The following is a 16,917-nucleotide window of genomic DNA, read 5'->3' as shown; positions in this document are numbered from 1 at the left end:
AGATTGGTCAAGGCTGAGACGCATGGACAGGCGCTTCCGGTTCCGGCGGGTGGCGAACTACGTGAACCTCGCCACGCCGCTCGGTCTGCTGATCTCGATCATCGGTGGCGCGACCAGGAACCCCGGCCCCGACGGGCTCATCCTGGCCTTCGGCTACCGCTACCGCTTCCCCATCGCGGGGGCGTTCACCGTGGGAAACGTCGTCCTGACCAGGTGGGACGCGCTCCCCGATCAACTCGTCCGCCATGAGGGCCGGCACGCCACCCAGTGGGCCTGGTGCGTCGGCCTCCCCATGCTGCCGCTCTACCTGCTGTCGATGCTCGTGTCGGTGATGGTCTGTGGCAACCAGGCCACGTACAACCTCTTCGAGCGCCTGGCCGACCTGGAGGACGGCGGCTACCCCCGCGCCCGGCTGTGGTGGCGGCGGCGCAGCGGCGGCGAGTGAGGCCGGGGCGCGTGCCCCTGGTGTCAGGGGAGCGGTCCCTGCGGTGTGGCGGCGAATGAGGCCGAGGGGTCTCAGTGGGGCGATCCCTGCCGTGCGGGAGCGCGTCTTGGCGAGCCCTTCAGGCGGCCCAGCATGAGCGAGGCGATGGCCAGGCCGGAGATGGCGCCGGCGCAGAGGACGGAGGCGGTGGAGGGGGACACGGGCTCGACGCCTGCCAGGGCGAGGGCCGAGACGGCGGTGGCGGTGGCCACGTAGAGCCAGGTGGCCAGGCGGATCCAGCGGACGCGGGAGCCCTCGGAAGGCAGCGTGCGGGACAGCAGCCAGGACAGGGCCGGCAGCAGGAGGACGCCGTGCATGAAGATCGCGTGCGCGGGCTTCAGGGTCGTGGCCACCGTGTACGCGAGCTGCTGGTTTCCCGTCACCACCTCGACGACGCCACGGGCGATCATGACGGCGCCGAACGCCATGGCGGCGAGGAGCGTGGCGAAGCCCGCGCGTACGGCCAGGCGCATGCTCGGGGCGAGGCCCGGATCGGGACGGAACGCGGCGATCGTCATGACGAGCCCGATGGCGACGAGGACGCCGCCGCCCGCCGCCAGGGTCCTCGCGACGGCCGTGTCGAAGGCGGTCTCCATGTTGAAGTGGGACGGGACGCCTCGCCACGCCTGGAGGGTGATCAGGGCCACCTCCAGCGTGGACGCCACCGCGAAGGCGCCGACCACGAGTGGGCGGGCGCGGAGCCGCACGAACTGGGAGACCCAGGTGAGGGTCAGCACGCTCAGCCCGAACGACACGCCGAACGTGAACGGCTTGCGCCACGACACCGCGCCCTCCCACGGCCCGCCGTCCACGACGAACACGCCCAGGTGAACGAGGCCCGCGAGCACCAGCAGGACTCCGATGAGGTACCAGAGGCGATTCATGCCGCCATGGTGGCAAGGCGGCGGGGGCCGGCGCGTCGGCCCAGGGTTTGGATCGCCTCTACAACCCCGGTCGTACGACCCGGGCGGTCAGGGGGTGAGCTTGAGGGTGTGGACGGCCGCCTTCTTGATCGACTCGGGCTTCGCGTACATCGGCAGCAGGTCGCCCTTGGCCCAGGCCTCCGCCTGATCCCAGTAGTTGTCGTGGAAGGCGTGTCCGGAGGCGCCCGTCAGGTTGATCCATCGGGACTTGTCGGTGTCCGACAGGTCGACGATCATGCGCATCGACGGGACGGCGGTGATCTCGTACCCCTTCTGGACGTTCCACCCCGTGGCGTTCACGGCGTCCTTGCCCCCCGCCACGGCCAGCGGCCCGCGGTTGAACAGGGCCTCCACCGGAGCTATCCCCGAGGTCCCCAGCGAGCCGTTGACCAGCTCCAACTGGTGCAGGTCGCCCCAGCGCCAGGACTTGACCTCGGGCCCGAGCCGGTCCGACAGCTCCTGGTACGCCGAGGCGAGCGCCTGGCGGAGGATGTCGTCGCGGGTCTCCTTGATGTTCTTGGTGGTCACGTCGTCCCAGAAGGGGTCGTCAGGAGCGTCGAGCAGGCGTCTGACGACCTCGTACCAGCGGTCCCCTCCGGCCGGCCGCGCCGCCTCCGGCAGGTCGTCGTCGAACGTCAGCGTGAGCACCTGCCGCCACACCGCGTTGAAGTAGGCGGCGGCGGTGGAGTCGAGGCCCTGCATGCGGTCCCACGTCTTCAGCAACTGCCTGGCCTCACCGCTGGGCCCCGCCAGGTCCACCCGCATCAGGGCCGGGATCAGCGTCTCGGCGAAGCCGTTGTACGTGTCCTGCTGGATCGCCGACATGGTCGCCGTGTCGATCGGGCCCTTCTTGAGCGCTTCCTTGATGCGGTCGCGGATGCGTTCGGAGCGGTAGCCGTGCGCCCAGTCCTTGGTCAGCAGGGGTTTGTACCGCTCGGGGTCGATGACGGCGTTGTTGGCCGTGACGATGAACCCGTCGGCCGGGTTCTCCACCGAAGGTAACTGGTCGTACGGGATGGGGGCCGTCATCCAGTCGTACTCGCCCGTCCATCCCGGGACGGGCCACGTGCCGTCGCCCTTGGCCCGCACGGGGATGCGCCCGGGCGCCTGATAGCCGATCTTGCCCGTGGTGTCGGCGTAGATCAGGTTCTGGGACGGCACGTCGAACAGCGCCGCCGCCGCCCTGAACTCCTGCCAGTCGCCCGCCTTGTTCAGCGCGAAGACGGCGTCGGCCGTCCGGCCCGGCGTCAGCGCCGTCCACTGCAGCGCCACCGCGTTGGCCTCGCCGCTGGGCTTGGCGCTGCCGATGACGTCGTTGATCAGCGGCCCGTGCCGGGTGCTCCTGACCGTGATCGTGACCGGGGCGCCGCCCGCGACCTTGATCTGTTCCTTCCTGGTCTCCAGCTTCACCTGCTGGCCCTTGTACAGGTACGTGTCGCCCTGCACCTGCTCCAGGAAGAGGTCGGCCACGTCGGGGCCCAGGTTGGTGAAGCCCCACGCGATCTTGTCGGTGCGCCCGATGACCACACCCGGCACGCCCGAGAACGTGAACCCGGTCACGTCGTACGGGCACGCCTCCGTGATCTTCCTGCAGTGCAGCCCCGCCTGGTACCAGACGGAGGGCATCTGCGGCGACAGGTGCGGGTCGTTGGCCAGCAGCGGCTTGCCGCTCTTGGTGTACTCGCCGGAGACCACCCACGAGTTGGACCCGATGCCCTCGCGGTCCTCCGTGCCCATCGTGCTCGGTACGGCGTCCAGGGTCTTGGCGGCCTGGGCGATCGCGCGGTCGGCGCGCTGCTGGGGCTCGGCGTGTTGGTTGAAGCGCCCCTGGTCGATGGTGCCTTCGGTGACGATCGGGCTGTGGCGGTCGTACGGGTAGCCGGGGTAGAGCTGCTCGACGCGCTCCTTGGGCAGCTTGGTCAGCGCCAGCGCCCGGTCGATCTCGTCCTCCATGTTGGAGCGCAGGTCCCAGGCCATGGCCTTCAGCCAGGCCACGGAGTCGGCCGCGGTCCACTTCTCCGGCTGGTAACCGCCGTTCTGGATCTTCAGGATGGAGTATTCGAGGCTGCGGTCGGAGGCGTTCGGGTTGGCGCTGAGCCAGGCGTTCACGCCCCTCGCGTACGCGTCCAGGTAGTCCCGGGTGTCCTGGGCCAGGTCGGGGAGCTCCTCCTCGGCGACCTTGCGCCAGCCCATGGTCCTGATGGCCTTGTCGTTCTCGACGGTGGCCTTGCCGTAGAGCTCCGAGAGGCGGCCGGAGGTCAGGTGGCGGCGGAAGTCCATCTCGTAGAAGCGGTCCTGGGCGTGGACGAACCCCTGAGCCGTGAACAGGTCCGCTGCGGTGTCGGCGTAGATGTGCGGGATTCCGTATTTATCCCGATAAATCTCCACATTCCCGTTTAGGCCCGGCAGCCGCAGCGATCCGTCCACCTGCGGGAACGACTTCCGCACCGTGTAGACGAGGACCCCTGCCAGCACCAGGACCAGCGCGAGCACTACGGACAGCACCCGGGCGAACCACCGCAACGGCCGCGGCATCCACGCGTAGGGCCTCACCGACACCTCCATCTCCGCCGAACTGGCACTAAGTCTGTCAGCCCGAGATCACTACTCCGGCCGCCTTCCGCAACCCTGGGAGGAGGACTTGAGGGGCCTGATTACGGGCGATCACCTCGCCCTCACTCGCCGCGTCCGCCGAGCGGAGGACGGCGCGGGGGTGTTGCGCGGGCGGCCCCGGCGCTCCCTCGTGAGAGTGAGTGAGAAATCGGTCGCACCGGCGATCCGCGGCGGCAGCGCTGATCGACAGGATGGGCGCATTCCACCTGCACCCCTCTCACTTGGAGATGCTCCGATGAAGCTGTCAGCCGCCGGTCTCGCCCTCGCCACCCTCCTCGTGGCGACGCCCGCTCAAGCGGCCGCCACCACCCCGGCCCCCACCACCTCGGCCCCCTCGACGAGTGCCTGTCCGCCACCGGCCGTGGTCCGGCCCGATCCGGCCGCGCCGGTCCCTCCCGTCAACGCCACCGCGCTGGAGCAGTCCATCAAGGACCTGCCCGCGGCCGACGCCACCGCCGCGATCGTCCGGGTGAGCGGTACGAAGGGCTCATGGCGGGGCGTGACCGGCGTGGCCGACATCACCACCCGGCGCAAGGCCTCCGCGCACGTACGCTTCCGGGCGGGCAGCGTGACCAAGATGTTCACCACCGCGGTCGTGCTGCAGCTCGTGGCCGAGGGCAAGGTCTCACTCGACGGAACCGTCCAGGACTACCTGCCCGGCCTGCTGCCCGACTCCTATCCCGAGGTCCGCGTCGGTCAGCTGCTCAACCACACCAGCGGGCTGCCCGCGCCCGAGCTGCCCGGCACGTTCGACTGGGTCTACCGGACCCGGTTCAAGACCTGGACGCCGGAGGAGTACGTCGGGCTGGCCGTGCGCAACCCGATCGAGTTCGCGCCCGGCACCAGGCAGCACTACCTCAACACCAACACGTTCGTGGCGGGCATGCTGATCGAGAAGATCAGCGGACGCTCGTACGAGCATGAGGTCACGTCCAGGATCCTTCGCCCGCTCGGCATGCGGGACAGCTACCTGCCCGGCACCTCGCCCCGCATCCGCGGCCCGCACCACAAGGGCTACCAGTCCGTGCCCGCGGGCTTCGACGGCGCCATCGCCTACGGAGCGGGCCACGTGGTCGACATGACCGAGACCAGCGTCACCTCGACCTGGGCCTCGGGCGATCTCATCACCACCGCCGCGGACCTGGAGAAGTTCGTCAAGGCGCTGTTCTCGGGGAAGGTCGTGCCGGCCGCGCAACTGGAGCCGATGTTCACGGTCCCGGACGTGACGATGTACGACGAATGCGGCAACCAGCCGGCCGTCTACACCTCGGGCATGACGCGGCTCGTGCTGCCGGGCGGGATCGTCGCCTACGGCAAGACCGGCGCGCGGTACGGCTACGCCGCCGGCGTCGGCGCGACCCGTGACCTGAGCCGGGTTCTCGTCTACTCGGTCAACTCCACCGACGCCAAGGCATCGGGCCAGAACGACAGAACGCTGCGCATCGCCCTGGCCGCCTTCTCCCGATGAGCCGCCGGTGCATGGCGCATCGTGCCCGAGCGGGATCCGCGGCGGTGGCCGGCGGGGCCGGCGTTGGGTGGGGGTCAGGTCCAGGTTTGGCCGTCCGGGGTGTCCGCGACGCGTACCCCCATCTCCGCCAGCTCCTCCCGCAGCCGATCCGCCTCCTCCCAGTCGCGGGCCTCCCGCGCCCGGTCCCGCGCCTCCAGGAGCTCCCCGGCCCCGGGAGGCAGTACCCGCGCCTTGCCGATCTCCGTCGAGAGGTCGAGCCCCAGCACCTGGTCCAGATGCAGGAACGTCTCGAACTTGGCCCCGGGCGCGACGGACTCGTCGCGTTCCAGGTCCCGGAGGATCCGCAGCGCGGACGGCGTGTCCAGGTCGTCGGAGAAGGCGGCCTCCACCCGTTCCGCGTAGTCCGCGGCCATCGGCCCGCTGGGTGACTCCGACCACTCGGCCACCCGGGCGCGCCACCGCCGCACCGTGCGGTCGGCGGCTCGCAGGGTGTCCCAGGTCAGGTTCAGCTGCTGCCGGTAGCGGTGCTCCAGGAACGCCATGCGTACGGCGAGCGGGTCGAGCCCGGCCGCGGCCACGTCCGACAGCAGCACCACGTTCCCCGTGGACTTGGCCATCTTGCGGCCGTCGAACAGCAGGTGTTCCCCGTGCACCCAGTGCCGCACCACCTCGTGCCCGGTCGCCGAGTTGGACTGGGCCCGCTCGTCCTCGTGGTGCGGGAAACGAAGGTCGATCCCGCCGATGTGGATCTCGAAGCTGGAGCCGAGGAAGCGGAGCGACATGGCCGAGCATTCCACGTGCCACCCGGGGAAGCCGCGGCCCCAGGGTGAATCCCACGTGAGGTCTCCCGAGGAGGGCTTCCACAGGGCCCAGTCGGCGTGGAAGCGCTTGCGCGGGTCGACGGCGTCGATGCGGTGGGCGGGCTTGAGCGAGTCCAGGCGATTTCCTGAAATTTCGCCGTAAGTGGGGAAGGTCTGGACATCGAAGAACACCGACCCGTCCGGCACCTCGTACGCGTGTCCCCGCTCGATCAGCTTGGCGATCAGCTCGATCATCAGGTCGACGTTCTCGCTCGCCCGGGGCGTGTGCTCCGGCGGGCGGAGGTTGAGCGTCGAGGTGTCGTTCCTGAAGGCGTCCTCGTAGAAGCGGGCGAGCTCGCCCACCGAGCGCCCCTCCGCCCGTGCCTGCTCCAGGACCTTGTCGGAGCCGGCGTCGGTCAGGTGGCCCACGTCGGTGATGTTCTGGCAGGCCAGCACGCGTACCCGCCGCCGTTCGAGCACCCGCCTGATCAGGTCGGACAGCAGGTACGTACGGAGGTTGCCCACATGCGCGTGGCGGTAGACGGTCGGCCCGCACGTGTACATGCGCACCGCCCGCCCCGCGGCGATCTCCTCGACCTGCCGGGCGCGCGTGTCGTAGATCCGGAGCATTCTCCGAGCCTAGCCGCGTCAGCCCCCCAGGAAGCCGAGGATGTCCCGGTCGCCGCGCTCGCGCAGCCTGCCCAGCACGTCCTCGCGCGCGGCCGTGTCGGGCATCCCCATCCTGGCCCCGATCAGCCGCAGCCCCTCCAGCTCCGAGCTGACGGGAGCGGTGTAGCCGATGAGGTAGAGCGCGCGGTTCACGGGCGGCATCCCGACGGGCGCGGCCGGCAGGTAGCGGGTCAGCAGCTCGCCGCCGTCCGACACGGTCAGGAACACGTGGTCGCCCTCGCTCGCCTTGAAGTCGGCCAGCACGTTGCGGATCGACCCCATGGTCGGCTGGTTGTGCCAGCTGATCACCACGTCACCGGACGGGGTGGAGGCGGTGAGCTGCCCGCCCGGCGCCATCCCCAGGTAGGCGGCGAAACCTGTGGGCAGCGGCGAACCGGACCCGCGCAGGTGCTCGGCGTTGACGTCCACCCGGTGCCACCAGCGGCCGTCGCGGGAGCGGAAGCTGCGCCGCGTCTCCGAGACGTCCTTGCGCGGCTGGTACGGCTCCGCCTCCCCGGTCGGCGAGGTGCCGGCCACCCGGATCCAGCCCCGCTGCGTCCGCTCGAAGCCCGGCCCGCCCGAGTACGCCCGGACCGAGCTCTCGCTGACCTCGTACTTGGCGGTCAGGTTGGTGACGATCGTGCTCACCGAGGCCTCGCCGCCGGCCCGCTCGATCTCCCTGGCGATCATCTCCCTGATCCCCAGGTACTCGTCGCCGCCCCATCGCGTCAGGCCGTACTTGTTGCGGTCGACCCGGCGGAAGCGTTCGTCGGCGGTGAGCTGGTTGCGGATGCCGACCAGGCTGTAGTCCTCGCCGATGCGTTCCTGGATCTCCTCGGGTGACAGCGGCGCGCCCGCCACCGCCAGCACCGCCTCGGCCTTCTCGTTGATGCTGCGCGGCCACGGCACGACGTGCTGGCCCAGCACGCGCAGCTGCGGCACCGCCAGGATCCACCGCTCGGCCACGTCCTCGCGCACGCCGAGCTGGGTGACCATGGCCACCGCCTCGCCGAGCGGCCGCGGCCCGTCGGCGAACAGCTGCCGCGTCTTCTCCCGGAGCTCGTCGGCCCCGCCCGCCACGAGCCACCCGTCGGACTGCTCGTAGCCGGTCAGCAGCGTACGCACGAACCGCCACGCCGGGATCCCCAGCGAGCGCAGCTCGGCCCGGTGCCACGGCACGGCGGCCTGCAGGTCGTCGGCCGGGACCGCGGAGCCGAGCCGGCCGCGCAGCCAGGAGACGTGCGCGACGAGGGCCGACGCGTCCGGCTTGCCGAGCCAGGCCTCCACGTGGTCGCGCAGGTCACGTTCGATCTGCCGGATCCGCTCCCGCGTGACCGAGAAACGCTGGGCCAGCTCGTCCAGCGTGGCCCGCTGCGCGGCGTAGAGCCGGTCGCGGGCGATGGCCCGCTGCCGGTCGTCCAGCGCCCCGAACAGGTCGTCGATCAGCTCGGGCAGCGGCCGATCCGGCCTGGACGGCGCGGGCGCGGCCTCGGGCGCCGGTTCGAGCAGCCGCTCGAACACGCCGGTGAACAGCTTCTGCACCACGTCCTTGCCCAGCGTCTCCGGCGTCCGCTCGGCCTCGGCGGGGTCGGAGAAACGCAGCAACGGGAGGATGTCGCCGACCATCAGATGACCCCAGCAGGCCACGGCGAGGTCGGCCAGGCGGCCGGCCACGGCCTGCGTCCCGACCATGGCGCACGCGCGATCGAGGGGGATCGCCTGCCACCAGGCCTCGGGCAGCTGTGGCTCCTCCACGATCGGCGCGATCTGACCAGGGGAGGTCCATCGCAGGGGTGGCGCGAGGTCGCTCAGGCTGAGGTTCATTGACGTCCAACCGGCAAAGGGAAGATATATCCGCAGTTCAGACTATGTGATTAGAGTGACAAAAACGGGCTGCCTCTTCCGGAATGGGAGATATAGAGCATCGCACGAGCCCGCGTGCAGGCGACGAACAGTATGCTCCGTTCACGTTGCAGGGCACGAGCCCGAGCGTCGGGTTCCTCGGGCGGCGGCTCGGGCACCACGCCCTCCGCCACGCCGATGAGCGCCACCCGCTCGAATTCCAGCCCCTTGAGATGTTGGAACGTCGTGGCCCGTACGTCCAGCCCGTCCAGCGCCCGCCTGGCATCCCGCACGAGCCGCGGATTGCGCGCGCCGACGGCGATCTCGTCCGCGGGCACACCGTCCGCCAGCCACGATTCGACCGTGCTCCGCAGTCCGGCCAGCTCCGACTCCGGAGTCTCGTACGCCCTCACGATGGGCCGGTCGCCGTTACGCGCCGAGTGGAAGCCGTACATGTTGGTCGTGCCCTTGACCAGGCCGCTGGCCGGGCCGCCGCGCAGCCGTACCACGAAGGACAGCAGCTCCTGGGACATCCGGTAGGAGAGCCGCAGCGTGTGCTGGACGGCGGGGATGCCGACCGCGCCGAGCGCCACCCGCGTGTCGGTGATCCGCTGGTGCGGGTCGCCGACCACGAACAGGTCGTCGCGGGCCCGCGGCACCGCCGCGCGCAGCAGCCGCCACTGCGACGGGCTGATGTCCTGCGCCTCGTCCACGACGATGTGACGGTACGGCTTGCGCCCCGGGTCCACGTCGTCGAGCAGGTCGCCCGTCGCCAGGGAGAGCACCCGGAGCGCCTCGTCCGTGAGCTGGGCCAGCGTCCGCGCCCCCGGGCCGACCAGCGCGGGGCGGCGGCCCTCGGCGTCGGCCACGATGCGCAGGGCCAGGCGTTCGGTGTTGCCGACCTCGACCCGCTTGCGGACGACCTCGTCCTCGACCAGCAGGTCCAGCTTCGCCGACAGGTCCTCGGCCAGCGCCTGGGAGAACGTCACGAGCAGCACGGGCCCCGACCCGTGCGCGGCCAGGTGCGCGGCCCGCTGGAGGGCGACGACCGTCTTGCCGGTGCCCGCCCCGCCCACGACCAGCACCGGCTGCTCGAAACGGGCGGCCCTGGCCAGCCGGTGCTGCGGCGGGTCGAGAAATGTGCACCAGGCAGGCAGCCCGAGCACCCGGTCCAGCTCCACCTTGTCCGCGACGAACGCCGCCCGGTCGGGGCTGCGGCGCAGCGCCGCGTGCAGGTCCTCGGGGTCGATCGGCCCGGTGTCCTCGTCGGAGGCGCGCCAGGCGTCCAGCTCCCGCCACGCCTCGGCGAGCGTGCCGCCGCGGGCCAGTACGGCGAGCGGGACGTGCTGGGTCGGCGGGAGCAGGGGTTCGAGCGCGGCCACGTCGGCCTCGGTCGTGATCAGCCTGAACAGCGGCAGCGCGTGCACGTCGAGGCCGAGCCCCATCAGGTCGCCGTCGCAGATCGGGTCGTACAGCCCGGATGACCTGGCCGATCGGCGTAACGCGGGCTCGACGCGTTCGAGCGCCTCGGCGTCCCACTCCTCGACCACGCCGATCACCGGGTTGACCCCGAACCTGAAGCGTCGCGCGTACGACCAGGCCTCGGGGTCGGGCAGCACCGTACGCAGCCAGTACACGTCCCGCTGCCGCACCACCACCCCGCGATGGCCCTCGGCCAGCCGCAGCGTCGCGACCCGCGGATCCCGGCAGCCCCTGACCCGCTGGGGGTGCGGGGCGCCGGCCACGTTCAGCAGGAACCGGCGCAGCGCGACAACGGCGTCCCTGCGCACCGGCTGGGCCAGTGCGCTGAGCTCCCTGGGAAACTCAGGGCCGATCGCGAGCCGCGGCACCGGCTCAGTCCAGGAGGGCGAGCAGGTCGCGGTCCCCGCGTTCGCGGAGCCTGGTGAGCAGGTCGGGGAGCGCGACCGGTCCCGTCATGCCGATCCTGGTGGCGATCACCCTGGCCGCCTGATCTCGGGTGCCGCCCGGGGCCGTGTACCCGACCAGCCGGAGCGCCTTGGTGATCTTCTCGGCGCCCTGCGCGGCGACCGGGAGGTGCCGGGCCCTGAGCACGCCCTCGTCCGACAGCGTCAGGAACAGGTGCCCGCCCTCTCGCGCGCCCACGTCCACCAGGAGGCGTTCGATGGATTCGAGCACCGGCTTGCCGTGCCACGTCATGGTCAGCTCGCCCGCGGCGCTCCTGACCGTCCGGCTCTCGCCGGGGGACAGGCCCAGGTAGGAGGCGAACCCCGTCGGCAGCGTGCACTCGCCGCCGCCCAGCTGCTCGGCCGTCACGTCGATGCGCAGCCACCAGCGTCCGTCGGGCTGCCTGAAGCAGCGCCTGGTCTGCGAGACGTCCTTCAGCGGCTGGTACGGCTTGTGCTCCCCGGAGTCGCCGTTGGCCTCCTCCACCTGCGAGGGGGCCGGGGTGAACGCCTGGAACTGCGGCGGGCCCGGGGGAGGGGGCGGCGGCATCTGGGGCGAGCCGAACGCCGACTGCGGCTGCAACTGGGGCTGCGGCTGGGGGGACAGCGTCGCCAGCACGAACTGCCAGGCCGGGACCTCCAGGGCGCGGATCTCCACGTTGTGCCATTCGGCCGCGCCGATGAGCTGCTCCTTGTGGGCGGCCGGGCCCAGGGTCCTGCGCAGCTCCTCCAGATGGGCCCGGTACGGGGCCGCCTCCTCGCTCGACAGCCAGTGGTCGAGGCGGGTACGGAGCTCGTCCTCGGTGGCGGAGATCTCGGCCGGGGGGACGGCGAAGAGCTTGGCCAGCTGGTCCACGGCGGAGGGCTCGTCGGTGAAGACGCGGTTCTGGGCGACGGCCCAGCTCTTGTCGTCGAGCCCGGCGAACGCGGCCTCGATGAGGTCCGGCAGCTGCCCCTGCGACGGGGCGGGCTCCTGCTCGGGGGCGATCGCCTGGGCGGGCTCCGGCTCGGGCGCTTCCTGAGCAGCCGGTTCGGGAGCGGGCTCGGGCTCCTCGGCGGCGTCGAGCACGGGCTGCGGCTCGGACTGCGGCTCGGGCTGCGGTTCAGGTTGCGGCTCAGGGTCGGGCGCCTCGTCGGCGGCCGGCTCGGCGTCGGCGGCCGGCACCGGCTCAGCGACCTCGGCCGCGCCCTGCTCCGAAGCGACGCCCTCGGGCTCGCTCTCGTGCGAGGCGACGGCCTCGGGTGCCTCCTCATGCGAGGCGGCCTCGGGCGCGTCCTGCCGGGGCTCGTCCTGGTGGGGCGCGTCGGCCTCGGGCGCGCCTTCGTGCGAAGCGACGGCCTCGGAGGCGTCCTCCTGGGGAGCGGCGCTCTGGGGCACGTCCTCGTGACCCGCGGCGTCCTCCGGTGCGACGGCCTGGGGCTCGTCCTCCTGGGGAGCGACGTCCTCGGGTGCGCCCTCGTGGGACGCCACGGCCTCCTCGTCCGCCGGGCGCTCGGCCTCGGCGGCGTGCGGGGCCTCGGCGGGCTCGGGAGCGGCCGCGTCCTCGTCGGGCTCGGGGTCGTCGATGACGGACCCTGCGGGGACGAAGTGGGCGGCGGGCTCGGGTTCGTCGATCACCGACCCGACGGAGGCGAACCGGACCACGGGGTCGGGCTCCTCGACCGGCTCGGGGGCCGGCTCCTCGGCGGAATGCGACGACGGCGCGTCGGCGGGGACGAGCGCGGGCTCGGCCACCGCGGCGGGCGGGTGCTCGGCCGGCGCCGCCTGCTCGCTCGCGGCGGGAACCGGCGCCGGGTGCGCGGGCTCGGCCGTCCGCGGGTGCGCCAGGCGTACCAGGACCGCCGAGAACAGCGTGTTCAGCACCGGCCGGGCCTGGATGAAGGGCTGGTCCACCAGCTCCCTGCTGGTCAGCTTCAGCAGCCCGGCCCACGATCCGGCCCGGTCGAGGGCGATCGCGACGGCGGGCTCGTCGGCCTCCTCCGGGTCCAGCACGTACAGCGCCGGCAGGACGTCACCCACCGCCGCAGCGGGCCAGTGCTCCAGGGCGATCTCCGTCAGCAGCTCGCCCAACGACTCGGGGCCGATGGCCGCCAGGACGTGTGGCATGGGCAGACTGCGCCACCACGCGTCGGGCAGCTCCGGCTGCCCGGTGAGCAGCGTGATCGTCGTGGCGTCGCTCCACCTCAACGGTGGTACGAGGTCGCTCAGGCAGAAGTTCATCCCGTTCCGTTCACCAGCCCCTCACGCCGCCGCCGCAGCGGTGCAGCCATAATCTCGCCGCCCACGGAACAGACCATAGTCCGGCAAATCAGCCCTACGCATCATGTACAACGCATCAACGCCGAACAGCGGCAAAGCGTAGACGCACGTAGTCGGCCATCCAGCCAGTCTCCCTGCGAAGCGCGGGCGCGGCCAACTCGTTCACACGATGAAGCAGGGGCTCCACGATCTCCGGCGGGAGTCCTTCGAGCACCGACGAGGCGAACATGCGCACCCAGTCGGCGGCCCCGCCGGGGCACTCGTCCAGGGGGGTCGGCCGGTCGAAGTATTCCAGCAGCCTGACCACGAACCCCTCCTGCTCGAGGCGGCGGGCGTACTCGGCAGGCGAGGGAAAGTACCACGGAAGATCGGGTTCGCGCAGGCCGTACTCGCGCCAGGCCGTCAGCATCGCGGCGGTCAGCTCGGCGCAGTTGCCGGCCCCGCCCATTTCGGCGACGAAACGCCCGCCGGGCGTCAGCGCCTCGCGCACGCGCGCGATCACCAGCCCGGGGTCGCGGCTCATCCAGTGCAGCGCCGCGTTGGAGAACACCGCGTCGTACGGGTTCACGACGTTGAAGTCGTGCCCGTCGCCGACGATGAAGTTGATCCCCGGGTACTGCGCGAGGGCCTTCTCGATCATCGCGGGGGAGCCGTCGATGCCCAGCACGTCCGCGCCCCTGAAGGCGATCTGCGAGGTGAGCACGCCCGTGCCGCAGCCGAGGTCGAGCACCCGCTCGCCGGGCCGCGGATCCAGCAGGTCGACCAGCGGCGCGCCCTGAGTGGAGACGTAGCCGAAGCTGCTGTCGTAGGCGCGACTGTTCCACCGCTCCAAGCTCGGTGTGTCATATCGCAAGACGATCAGCTCACATTCGATCAGACAACGGGCCCCCCTGGCCGTGCTGTCTGCTCACTTTAGAGCCTGAACGTCCCTACGACATATCAAGTCACATCGGACTCATCCGACACTCTTCGTCCATTCCCGGCTGAGATACGCCTTCGCCGCGTCTGCCTGCGGGATTGTCATGAGGACCGGCGGGCCCGGAGCCTTGGGAAGTTTCGCGGCCTGCTCGGTGTCGAGCGTGCCCTTCATGAGCATCGCCTCGCTGCGCGCCGGGCGGGCGAAACCCTTCTGGAAGAGGTTCTGGCCCTCGTTCGAGAACAGGAACTCCTGCCACAGGCGGGCCGCGGCCGGATGCGGGGCCGCCTTGTTGATGGCCTGCATGTGGAAGCCGCCGAGCGGCGCGTCCTTGGGGATCGTGACCTTCCACGCGTCGGAGTGGGCGGCGCTGCGGGCCGCGTTCAGGTGGTCCCAGGCGATGACCGTGTTGGCCTTGGCCAGGTCGGTGAGCCGCCCGGCCTGCTTGAGCTTGGCGAACAGCGCCACCCCCTGCGACGGCTGCGGCACGCCCGAGCGCATGGAGGCGGCCATCACGCCGTCGAACGCCCCGTCCGAGCGCAGCGGGTCGCCGTCGAGCGCGACCCGGTAGCCAGAATTGAGCAGGTCGGCGAAGGAGGCCGGGGGCTTGACCTCGCGCGGGTCGTACCCGATGGACATGAAGCCGCCGTAGGCGGCGTACCAGGCGCCGGACGGGTCCTTGACGTCGTCGGGCAGGTCCTGCCAGCCCTGCACCTTGTACGGGGCGAACCGGTCGGCACCGGAGACGGCCACGTCCAGGGTCAGGTCGAAGACGTCGGGCTTGAGCTGCGCGGCGGCGTCGAGCTCGCGCTTGCTGCCGGCGGCCGGCTCCAGTTCGTTGACCTTGAGCCCGTACTTGTCGGCGAACGTCTCGATGATCTCGCCGTAGTTCACCCAGTCGTGGGGCAGCGCGATCACGTTGAGCTGGCCCTCACGCTTGGCGGCCTCGACCAGCCGGTCCATGGTGGCGAAGCCGGCCTTCATGGAGCTCGCCTGGACGTTGACCGGCGGCAGGTTCTTGGGCTGGGAAGAGGTGGAGTGGGTGGACGACGCGCCGCATCCGGCGCTGGCGAGGATGGCTGCTGCGGCGGCGCAGGTACGTACGGTCACACAACGAATACTTACCGTTACATTCGTTCAGGTCGAGGAGGCGCGGCCGGAACGACCTTGGCGGCCACCAGCGTCTCCTCCGGGATCTCCACCACAGTGCCGTCTCGTTTGCGAACTTTGAGTAGTCCGTCCTCCCACGACACGAGGATGCCCACCGCATCTCGAAATCCCCCGGGAACGCGCCTACGGGTGGTGATGCGTGCACCTATATCCTGACTTGTGATCGCGATGATGAGACGTGCGGCCACGACTTTGCCACCCTCCGTTTCGGCCAGCTGGCAAGCACGGCAATACTAGGGCGTAGCAAACCGCGGTCAGAGACATGCCATGGTGCGGAGAAGAAGGAGCTCGAGGTGACCTACGTCATCGCGCAGCCTTGCGTGGACGTCCTGGACAAGGCGTGCATCGAGGAGTGCCCCGTCGATTGCATCTACGAGGGCGAGCGCATGCTTTACATCCACCCCGACGAGTGCGTGGACTGCGGCGCTTGTGAGCCTGTATGCCCCGTCGAGGCGATTTTCTATGAGGACGACCTTCCCGAGCAGTGGAAGGACTTCTACAAGGCGAACGTGGACTTCTTCGAGGACCTCGGCTCGCCCGGTGGAGCCTCGAAGGTCGGGAAGATCGACAAGGACCACCCGGTGGTGGCTGCCCTGCCGCCGCAGGGTGAGGACCACTAGCCGACCCTGTCACGCCGGGTACGGGGGCATCCGGGCCGGATGCGCCCCGTCGGCGTGCGCTTTTTGAGTACGGCACGCACAACCCTGGAGAACCGTGAACAAGTTGCCCGACTTCCCCTGGGACCGGCTGGAGCCGTACAAGGAGCGCGCGCTCGCACATCCCGACGGCATCGTCGATCTCTCGATCGGCACGCCCGTCGATCCCGTGCCGCAGATCGTCCAGGACGCTCTCGCGCAGGCGGCCGACAGCCCCGGCTACCCCTTCACGCACGGCACCAAGGCGCTGCGCGAGGCGGCGGCCGGGTGGCTGCGGCGCAGGCACGGCGTCTCCGTCGACCAGCAGGACGTGCTCCCGCTGATCGGCTCCAAGGAGTTCGTCGCCTGGCTGCCCACCTACCTGGGCGCCGGGCGGGTGGTCTTCCCCGAGCTGGCCTACCCCACCTACGACGTGGGCGCCCGGCTGGCCGGGGCGGTGGGCACGGCCTCCGACAGCACGCTCGCGCTCGGTCCCGAGCGCGTCGACCTCATCTGGGTCAACTCCCCGGGCAACCCCACGGGCCGGGTGCTGCCCGCCGAACACCTGCGCAAGGTGGTCTCCTGGGCCCGTGAGCGCGGCGCCGTCGTGGCCTCCGACGAGTGCTACATCGAGCTCGGCTGGGAAGAGGAGCCGATCTCGATCCTCCATCCCGACGTCTGCGGCGGCTCCCACGAGGGGTTGCTCGCGGTCCACTCGCTCTCCAAGCGCTCCAACCTGGCCGGCTACCGCGCCGGGTTCGTGACGGGAGATCCCGTCCTGGTCAAGCGACTGCTGGAGACGCGCAAGCACGCCGGCATGATCATGCCCCAGCCCGTACAGGCCGCCATGACGGTCGCGTTCGGCGACGACGAGCACGCCGACCTGCAGCGCGAGCGGTACGCCGCCCGCCGTGCCCTGCTGCGGCCCGCGCTGGAGCGGGCGGGGTGGCACATCGACCATTCGACGGCCGGTCTCTACTTCTGGGCGTCGAACGGGCAGAGCGCCTGGGATCAGGTCGGGAAGCTTTCCGAAATCGGCATTTTGGTCGCGCCCGGCGAGTTCTACGGATCGGCAGGTGAGCGGCACATCCGTATCGCGGTTACCGCGACTGATGAGCGGATCGGTGCGGCGGTGCGCCGCCTCCAGTAGGATCGCCCGTCATAGCCGGGCAATCCGGCTGATACGCATAAATTGATAAGGGCTTTTGCCGA

The 16,917-nt window shown here is 70.8% G+C and carries 13 protein-coding genes; 4 read left to right on the top strand and 9 right to left on the bottom strand.

The window, feature by feature from the left end; all coding sequences use genetic code 11:
* The first annotated feature begins 22 nt into the window (after positions 1-22).
* Complete coding sequence (locus tag ABZX61_RS22370; protein ID WP_350725532.1) at positions 23-445, top strand: hypothetical protein; 423 nt, start codon at positions 23-25, stop codon at positions 443-445.
* A 71-nt stretch (positions 446-516) separates the two neighbouring features.
* On the opposite strand, the gene ABZX61_RS22365 is transcribed toward ABZX61_RS22370, so the two are convergent.
* Positions 517-1,368 carry a hypothetical protein gene (locus ABZX61_RS22365; RefSeq protein ID WP_355197218.1) on the bottom strand — a complete coding sequence of 284 codons (852 nt, stop codon included), beginning with the start codon at positions 1,366-1,368 and terminating at the stop codon, positions 517-519.
* Positions 1,369-1,455: 87 nt separating this feature from the next.
* Entirely contained in the window at positions 1,456-3,942 is a 2,487-nt protein-coding gene (locus tag ABZX61_RS22360; protein ID WP_355197825.1) for a penicillin acylase family protein, read from the bottom strand.
* A 313-nt stretch (positions 3,943-4,255) separates the two neighbouring features.
* Between ABZX61_RS22360 and ABZX61_RS22355 the strand changes: the two genes are divergently transcribed.
* Positions 4,256-5,488 carry a serine hydrolase domain-containing protein gene (locus tag ABZX61_RS22355; RefSeq protein ID WP_355197216.1) on the top strand — a complete coding sequence of 411 codons (1,233 nt, stop codon included), beginning with the start codon at positions 4,256-4,258 and terminating at the stop codon, positions 5,486-5,488.
* Positions 5,489-5,562: 74 nt separating this feature from the next.
* Here ABZX61_RS22355 and cysS read toward each other — a convergent pair whose 3' ends face one another.
* From cysS to ABZX61_RS22320, 7 genes are all read right to left on the bottom strand, one after another.
* The gene (cysS, locus tag ABZX61_RS22350) at positions 5,563-6,918 is read right to left on the bottom strand and encodes a cysteine--tRNA ligase (protein ID WP_355197214.1); all 1,356 of its coding nucleotides are present in this window, start codon (positions 6,916-6,918) and stop codon (positions 5,563-5,565) included.
* An 18-nt stretch (positions 6,919-6,936) separates the two neighbouring features.
* The gene (locus tag ABZX61_RS22345) at positions 6,937-8,781 is read right to left on the bottom strand and encodes a sigma factor-like helix-turn-helix DNA-binding protein (protein WP_355197212.1); all 1,845 of its coding nucleotides are present in this window, start codon (positions 8,779-8,781) and stop codon (positions 6,937-6,939) included.
* Between the two features lie 50 nt (positions 8,782-8,831).
* Positions 8,832-10,649 carry a UvrD-helicase domain-containing protein gene (locus ABZX61_RS22340; protein WP_355197210.1) on the bottom strand — a complete coding sequence of 606 codons (1,818 nt, stop codon included), beginning with the start codon at positions 10,647-10,649 and terminating at the stop codon, positions 8,832-8,834.
* A gap of 4 nt (positions 10,650-10,653) precedes the next feature.
* The gene (locus tag ABZX61_RS22335; protein WP_355197208.1) at positions 10,654-12,945 is read right to left on the bottom strand and encodes a hypothetical protein; all 2,292 of its coding nucleotides are present in this window, start codon (positions 12,943-12,945) and stop codon (positions 10,654-10,656) included.
* 115 nt (positions 12,946-13,060) lie between these two features.
* Positions 13,061-13,837 carry a methyltransferase domain-containing protein gene (locus ABZX61_RS22330; protein ID WP_355197206.1) on the bottom strand — a complete coding sequence of 259 codons (777 nt, stop codon included), beginning with the start codon at positions 13,835-13,837 and terminating at the stop codon, positions 13,061-13,063.
* A gap of 102 nt (positions 13,838-13,939) precedes the next feature.
* Positions 13,940-15,010 (bottom strand): ABC transporter substrate-binding protein, encoded by a 1,071-nt coding sequence (locus ABZX61_RS22325; RefSeq protein WP_355197204.1) that lies wholly within the window; start codon positions 15,008-15,010, stop codon positions 13,940-13,942.
* Positions 15,011-15,027: 17 nt separating this feature from the next.
* Entirely contained in the window at positions 15,028-15,258 is a 231-nt protein-coding gene (locus ABZX61_RS22320; RefSeq protein WP_355197202.1) for a hypothetical protein, read from the bottom strand.
* Between the two features lie 105 nt (positions 15,259-15,363).
* On the opposite strand from ABZX61_RS22320, the gene fdxA reads away from it, so the two are divergent.
* Together fdxA and dapC are read left to right on the top strand one after the other, a co-directional pair.
* Entirely contained in the window at positions 15,364-15,690 is a 327-nt protein-coding gene (gene fdxA, locus ABZX61_RS22315) for a ferredoxin (protein WP_080047500.1), read from the top strand.
* Positions 15,691-15,784: 94 nt separating this feature from the next.
* Positions 15,785-16,855 (top strand): succinyldiaminopimelate transaminase, encoded by a 1,071-nt coding sequence (gene dapC / locus ABZX61_RS22310; protein ID WP_350725514.1) that lies wholly within the window; start codon positions 15,785-15,787, stop codon positions 16,853-16,855.
* Positions 16,856-16,917: the final 62 nt, after the last annotated feature.

The organism is Nonomuraea sp. NPDC003709, assembly GCF_040610775.1.
Taxonomy (GTDB): domain Bacteria; phylum Actinomycetota; class Actinomycetes; order Streptosporangiales; family Streptosporangiaceae; genus Nonomuraea; species Nonomuraea angiospora_A.
Note: the sequence above shows the minus strand (reverse complement) of the source record. Positions and strands in the feature narration are given on the sequence as shown.